General features: G+C 40.7%; 5 protein-coding genes. 3 read left to right on the top strand and 2 right to left on the bottom strand.

Annotated features, from left to right (window positions below):
* Positions 1-109 precede the first annotated feature (109 nt).
* Positions 110-1,123 carry a sensor histidine kinase gene (locus ACFIL8_RS06615; RefSeq protein WP_375618002.1) on the bottom strand — a complete coding sequence of 338 codons (1,014 nt, stop codon included), beginning with the start codon at positions 1,121-1,123 and terminating at the stop codon, positions 110-112.
* A gap of 22 nt (positions 1,124-1,145) precedes the next feature.
* Positions 1,146-1,940: a response regulator gene (locus tag ACFIL8_RS06620; RefSeq protein WP_375607013.1), complete on the bottom strand. Its 795-nt coding sequence runs from the start codon at positions 1,938-1,940 to the stop codon at positions 1,146-1,148.
* A 168-nt stretch (positions 1,941-2,108) separates the two neighbouring features.
* On the opposite strand from ACFIL8_RS06620, the gene ACFIL8_RS06625 reads away from it, so the two are divergent.
* From ACFIL8_RS06625 to ACFIL8_RS06635, 3 genes are all read left to right on the top strand, one after another.
* Positions 2,109-2,312, top strand: a complete 204-nt coding sequence (locus tag ACFIL8_RS06625) for a NepR family anti-sigma factor (protein WP_375610684.1) — start codon at positions 2,109-2,111, stop codon at positions 2,310-2,312.
* A 7-nt stretch (positions 2,313-2,319) separates the two neighbouring features.
* Positions 2,320-2,874 (top strand): RNA polymerase sigma factor, encoded by a 555-nt coding sequence (locus tag ACFIL8_RS06630; protein WP_375611691.1) that lies wholly within the window; start codon positions 2,320-2,322, stop codon positions 2,872-2,874.
* Between the two features lie 224 nt (positions 2,875-3,098).
* Positions 3,099-4,529 (top strand): sensor histidine kinase, encoded by a 1,431-nt coding sequence (locus tag ACFIL8_RS06635; protein WP_375611692.1) that lies wholly within the window; start codon positions 3,099-3,101, stop codon positions 4,527-4,529.
* Positions 4,530-4,965 lie beyond the last annotated feature (436 nt).

Here is a 4,965-nt window from a genome sequence, read left to right on the forward strand (position 1 = left end):
ATAGAGGTTGGTTTAAAGAGGTTGGAAAATATCTTTGTGCTTAATAAACAGATGAGACATTTTGCTAAAAAAGGGGAAAATTCTCTTGTTCATTGTTTAAAATGCTCTTTTAAGAAAAAATATCAAAATAAGTATCAGGAACAGAGAGGCAATAGACAATTCCTTCTTGTGTCAATTTGAGGGAAGCTGAACCATTCACGGAAATGGGAACGATTTTTTCGAGAACGGCACTACCAAAACAGGCTTTTTTATTGTTTGTGGGAGGGATGCCGGATTCAAAATTTTCATGCCAAGTGATGATAAGTTGCGTTTTGCCATTCAGTTTTGTTTCAATTTCACAGCGTACACAGATGCTCCCCTTTTCTTGGGAAAGGGCTCCAAAAGAAAGAGAATTGACAATCAGTTCATGAAAAGCCAAACCGATATGCAAAGCGGCATTGGGAAAAAGATAAGGATCGACGCCTTCAAGTGAAAAACGTTCTGTTTCTTTCATAAAATAACCTAAAGCCTGCGTTTGGACCAATTCGCGAAATTGAGCACCGCGCCAATCGGAATCAGTGATCAGATCTTGAGAATGAGAAAGAGAATGAAGACGACCTTGAAATTTTCGTAAAAAAACCTGAAGAGATTCAGTATAACGGGCGGTTTGGCTGGCAATACTTTGAATGATCGCTAGAAGGTTTTTAGAACGGTGACTGACTTCGCGAAGAAGGATTTTAAGCACTTGTTCACGGCGGCGTAAGCCGGAAATATTGACACCGGTGGTGATAATACCAATAATGTCTTCGTTATCATTGCGGTGGCAATCAATAGAAAATTTGTACCAAATCTCTTGTTTGTTTGTATCTTCAAAACGTGCTTCAACAGTTTGCATTTTGCCACTGGCTAAAACTTGCAGTTTGATGGTTTCCATATTGTCTGCAAGGTCAAGCGAAAAAAAGTCGCTGTCACGACACCCAACCCGCCATTTATTGTGCAAATGGTGTGGCAAGTTTTCAGCCCATAAATAAACCAGATTTGTTGCCTGATAGAGAACGCAAATATCAGCACCACGAATCGCTTGCATGAGCGCACTCATATGAGATCTATCCATGGGAGGCTTTGAAAGAGGCGTAACGATCATAATTTTAAGATGTTACCCTGTTCTAAGCCGCTTTAGAAGCATTCTCTTGAAAAAATAAAGCTTGGGAAATAAGCGCTTTCACCATATCAGGGTTAAAAGGTTTGGTCACTAAAAAAGTTGGTTCTGGACGCTCGCCAGTGAGAAGCCTTTCGGGAAAAGCGGTGATGAAAATCACCGGTATACGGTCATTTTTCAAAATCTCGTTGACCGCATCAATCCCTGAACTGTTATCGGCTAATTGAATATCAGCCAAAATCAACCGTGGTTTTTTCTTATGATACATGATGACAGCTTCATCACGCGTGCGCGCTATTCCTACAACATGATGACCTAGGCTTTCTACCATTTGCTCAATATCAAGTGCAATAAGAGGTTCATCTTCAATAATCATGACTTCAGTGGCAATTTGTTGAGAAATATCAATGGATGCTTGGTTGAGAAGCTTGCGAAATTCTTTCGTATCCAGATTCATGATTTCGCTGGCGTCTTGTTCATGAAACCCTTCAACAGCAATGAGCAAAAATGCTTGGCGTGCACGGGGTGTGAGATAGGATAATTTGGCACTGGTTTTTTGTTCAAGACCAAATTGGGGCAGGGGTTCAGGGATGTTCGGTGTGGTTTGGTCAAAAAGATGGCAAAAAAGCCAATAGGTACCAATTCGGTCAGTGGAGGCTTTGGGAAAAATGGAGATGTCGGCAATGAGTGCTTCCAACATCGCTGAAACATAGGCATCGCCAGAGGATTGGCTACCGGTGACAGAGCGGGCAAAACGCCGAAGATAGGGAAGATGCGGGGCAATGCGCGTTGATAATGACATAATTTATAACTCCTTTGACCTTTCAAGCATTTTGTTGGTTGAAATTCTCAACCGATAAAAAAGTTCCTTGATTTGTATGGAACTTTTTACCGGCAGCTATATTTACAACCATAAGGCGAAAAATTCTTCGCGGTGCTACCAGTAATATATGGATTAGGGGGATGAAAAATGAACGACCGTGATGAAAAAAATCTCACCACACAATTTAGAGTTGGAGATGATCTTCTCGGGGTCAATAGCGAAATAGCACGGAAGTTACGTCAATTTTACATGGAAATTCAAGAAGAAGCACTGCCACGGTGTTTGCTTGAGCTTTTAGAGAAGTTGGAGCGCGCAGAGCAATTTGGCTTAAACAATGTGGAAAAGGTTTGAATCCTTTATGTCAAAGTGCGCGAAAAACTTTAAACAAGAACTCCTTTCTGTGTTGCCGGCTTTACGAGCTTTTGCTGTTTCTTTAAGTGGCAAGCACGATAAAGCCGAAGATTTGGTCCAAGATACTGTTATGAAGGCATGGGCTAAGCAAGATAGTTTTGAGATGGGAACTAATCTTAAAGCTTGGCTTTTTACCATTTTGCGCAATGAATTTTATAGTCAAATGCGTAAAAAGGGAAGAGAAGTTCAAGATACCGACGGCGTGTTTACTCAAAATGTCGCTGTTCATCCTGCTCAATATGGATCGCTTGATTTACAAGATTTCAAAAAAGCCTTAAATTTGCTTTCTGCCGATCAAAGAGAAGCCATTATTCTCATTGGCGCATCGGGGTTTTCTTATGAAGATGCTGCGGCTATTTGTGGTTGTGCTGTTGGAACCATTAAAAGCCGTGTGAGCAGGGCGCGTAATCGATTACAAGAACTTCTTAAAGTCAATGGTGAGTCTGATTATGGTCCTGATTCTTACTCAGCTGGAAGTACATTGTGTTCATTTAACGGCTAAAAAAGCATAATAATTATGATCGATAGCCTTGTTTTTTTTATTCCCGTTATAGCTATTACAGTAAAGTCAGTATCTGAGGGAATTCAGAAGTTTGGCGTGTATCCTTAGGAACACAAGAAAAGCCTGTATAAAACTTTCTCACGGGCTTTAGGTTTTATGTTCCATAAGGTTGCCTTCCTTTGTGCTGAAAAATGACGACTTTCAAGTTCGCCAATGGACATTCTATGACAACAAAAACAAATTTGATGCCTCAAATGCCTTCTTCTGATGCAACGATATCACGCTGGCGGTGGGGTGCGATTGTTGTTTCTCTTGTTATGGCTCTTTTGGCATCGGTTTTTATTATGTTGCTTTCAAATGCCGTTGATCGAGAAGTCGCACAGTTGAATACAAGTTCAGAATTGCGCGAACAGGCTGATTTGGTCCTTATTAGCCTGATTGATATGGCTGTTGCTGACCGCAGCTATGCAAAAACGCGCAAGGCGGAAGATAAAATACGTTTTGAAAATGCAGAGCGGGAGTTGGGGAATATTCTCGACTATATCGCACTTATTGTTTATGCGCATCCGCAGTGGTATAAATGGTTTACGGCTTTTAAAGAAGAGGTTGAAGCACGAAAAGCCTTTATGAATGCCCATATGCGTGCTCTTGATGCGATTCCTGAACAACCTTCTCAACCTTCTCATGCGGACTCTTTGGAAGTATCAAAGATTCCTGTAGCACGTTTAGCTCAATTGATGACAAGCTTTATTAATGGGGATGATGTGGTGCGACAAAAACAGCGTGAGGGTATCGCATTGATGCGGGCGGCTTTGACATTGGCGGCTATTGTTTCCGTTGTGAGTACCTTTATTTCTGCCTATTTTGTTATTAATCGTTTTCATCGTGATATGCGCTCTTTAAAATTGTATCAATTGCTGCTTCATAGTGAAAATATCGCTCTGGAAGCCCGCGTGAAAGAACGAACACAAGAATTAGAAAGAGCACGTAATCACGCTGAAAAAGAACGCCAACGGGTTGAAATATTGTTGCAGGATGCAAGCCATCGCATTGGCAATTCTCTTGGGACGGTGTCTTCTTTGTTGGGGCTCCAGTTAAACCGGAGCAAAAATGAAGAGGTCCGTGCTGTTCTAGGGGCTGCACGTGATCGTATTCAGACAATTTCTACAGCACATCGTCGTTTGCGCTTAAGTGATGATATGGAAACGACACTATTGGCAGAGTTTCTCAGCTCTGTTGTGCATGATGTCGAATTGGCAGTCCCTTTTGAATTGCGTGAAAACATCACCATTCACACCAACTTTAAAGATTGTCGCCTGTCTTCAAGAGATGCGACAACACTTGGAATTATCCTTGGTGAACTGCTGACAAATTCCTTAAAACATGCCTTTCCTGATCAACGGTCTGGTCATATTTATATCTCCTTTGGTCCCCAGAAAGATGGACAATTGATGCTCATTGTAGAAGATGATGGCGTGGGAATGAAAAGCCAAACTTTAAAACAAAAAACAGGACTTGGTCGTGTGGTCGTGGAACAGCTCTGTATGCAATTTGGTGAAAAACCTCTGTTTGAAACTTCTGCTTTAGGAGGCACAAAGATTGTCATTCCTTTGCCAAAACTTAGCATGAATAGTTCAAAAAAAAGCTCTGACTGATTTTTTAAAAGGGTAAATTTTCTCTTTTCTCGTGGTAAGCTGCCTTTCATTCATCGTGAATGTATGGGGAGGGCATCTTTTCACAAGAAGAAGGAAAAATACGGCTTCAGTAGCGCGAACACAGCACCATTCATATCAGATTGTCAATTGCCTTCAAGAGAAACAACTTTGCTTCTTTATCTTTTGGTGTAATGTTTGATTTTCTCTCTTGTTGTTTTTTTTCTTTGTTGACTCCGATGATCGGCTTTCAAAGTTCTCCTTGTCTGAGAGCTTTGAAGTGCTTAAGTTAGCCTTTAAATTTATTTTGAATAAGTGCTTCTTTAAGCCAATAATACTTATATTCGTAAGCTCTATTGCTTTGCAAAGAGAGAGTTTTTTCAAGTTTTGTTATTTTTTGTAAGGCATGTGAAACTTTAAATATGGGGTGTTTTTGTAA

It is taken from the genome of Bartonella sp. AP57NXGY (assembly GCF_042195805.1).
GTDB lineage: Bacteria > Pseudomonadota > Alphaproteobacteria > Rhizobiales > Rhizobiaceae > Bartonella.